Source organism: Mesorhizobium sp., assembly GCF_024509055.1.
Taxonomy (GTDB): domain Bacteria; phylum Pseudomonadota; class Alphaproteobacteria; order Rhizobiales; family Rhizobiaceae; genus Mesorhizobium.
Map to the genome: position 1 here is coordinate 1 of NZ_JANINM010000331.1, position 1,717 is coordinate 1,717.

General features: G+C 63.1%; 2 protein-coding genes. One reads left to right on the top strand and one right to left on the bottom strand.

Translation table 11 applies throughout. The features are described from left to right. The first annotated feature begins 195 nt into the window (after nt 1-195). Nucleotides 196-1,137, top strand: coding sequence for a transposase (locus Q0L57_RS14470; protein WP_296743688.1), 942 nt, complete (start codon nt 196-198; stop codon nt 1,135-1,137). 19 nt (nt 1,138-1,156) lie between these two features. On the opposite strand, the gene Q0L57_RS14475 is transcribed toward Q0L57_RS14470, so the two are convergent. Beyond that, the coding region (locus Q0L57_RS14475; RefSeq protein ID WP_296743689.1) for an amidohydrolase family protein at nt 1,157-1,717 on the bottom strand (561 nt) is incomplete at its 5' end.

Sequence of the window (1,717 nt, forward strand, 5' to 3'; positions counted from 1 at the left end):
GGTAGTTTGGCGGCCGGGACTGCGGCCCATCACAGCCAGCAGTCCCGGCGGCAGGCGACCGTCCCTAGGATCGGGTAACACCCGACGTCATCAAGGTCCCTGCCGTCTTTGTCCGCCATCGCTTGGAGAGTTGATTGGCCGCTGGCTTTCGCCACGCCCGCAAACAATCCGAAGCCTTTTGAGGATACCACCAGCATGGCCTTCTTGCATCAACAACCGCAATTGTGCCTCGGTTTCGATATCGCCAAAGACACCATCACCGTCTGTGACGGCGCCACCACCAGCACCATCGCCAATCAGCGGCGAGCCATCCGCGCCGTGCTCAAGAGCCACAAACACATAGACCTTGTCGTATGCGAGCCGACCGGCGGCCATGAAGGCCTGCTGCTCGAGGAGTGCCTGCGCGCCGGCATCGCCTGCCATCGTGCCGACACGCTCAAGGTCAAGAGCTTCATCCGCTCCTATGGCACGCATGGCAAGAGCGACGCCATCGATGCTGGGATGTTGAGAGGCTACGGCTGTGAGCGCTGGGCAAAACTGTCGCTTTGGCAGGCTCCGGATGCCGATGCGACAAGCCTACGCGCCCTGGTGCGCCGCCGCCAGGAACTGATCGCCACCAAGGTCGCGGAGAAGAATCGCGCCAAGGCACCTGGTAGCCACGGGCTCGCTGCCTCCTTCGAGGCCGTGATCAAGGTCGTGGAGCGTCAGATCCAAGCTATCGATGCAACCATACGCGAGCTCATCGCTAACAGCCCCACCCTCAAGCATCGGGCAGCCGTCTGCACGGCCATGGACAGTCTCGGCCCGATCGTGGCGGCCAAGCTGCTCGCCATCCTGCCCGAGCTCGGCACCATGACACGCCGCAAGGCTGCAGCCCTTGCAGGGCTCGCGCCTCATCCAAACGACAGCGGCCAAAAACACGGCTACCGCAAAATCCGTGGCGGACGACCAGAGATCAGGAGCATACTATACATGCCCGCGTTGCACGCCGCTGCCGGAAGAGGCGCCTTCGCAACCTTCTACAAACGCCTCATCACCAACGGCAAAAAGCCAATGGTGGCCATCGCCGCCGTCATGCGAAAGATCATCGTCATCCTAAACGCCAGGCTCAGAGACCACGCCATTCCTCAGAGTTGATGACGAAAATCGCGAAGGCCTACGCCCCAAACACCTTCTCGCCGTCGATCCAGACATTCCTGACATCCAGATCGTCCGTCAATCCGACGATGTCGGCGGCGGTTCCGTTGGCGAAGCGGCCGAGGCGATGAGACTGACCGATTGCCTCGGCGGGATAGAGCGAGGCCATGCGCAAGGCCTCGTCGAGATCCAGCCCGACGACGCGATGGACGAAGCGGATGGCGGAAATCATGTCGAGATCGGCGCCGGCCAGCGTGCCGTCGGCGAGCCTGAGGCTGCCGTCCTTGCGGTAGATGGTGCGGCCGTTCAGCGTGAACGACGTCATGTCGGTGCCGATCGTCGCCATGGCGTCGGTGACCAGCACGATCTTGCCTGGTCCCTGCTTGCCACGCAGCGCAACGGTCATCGTTGCCGGATGGACATGGATGCCGTCGGCGATGATGCCGGCGTACAGGCCGCCGGTGTCGACCGTCGCGCCCGCCAGGCCAGGCTCGCGATTGCCGATCTGGCTCATGGCGTTGAACAGATGCGTGACCACCGTGGCGCCGGCTTGGGCGAAGGCGCTCGCCGTCGAATAGTC

Bases quoted from the DNA above. Each gene is read 5' to 3' on its own strand.
- Q0L57_RS14470 (WP_296743688.1), top strand. From the start codon at position 196: ATGGCCTTCTTGCATCAACAACCGCAATTGTGCCTCGGTTTCGATATC.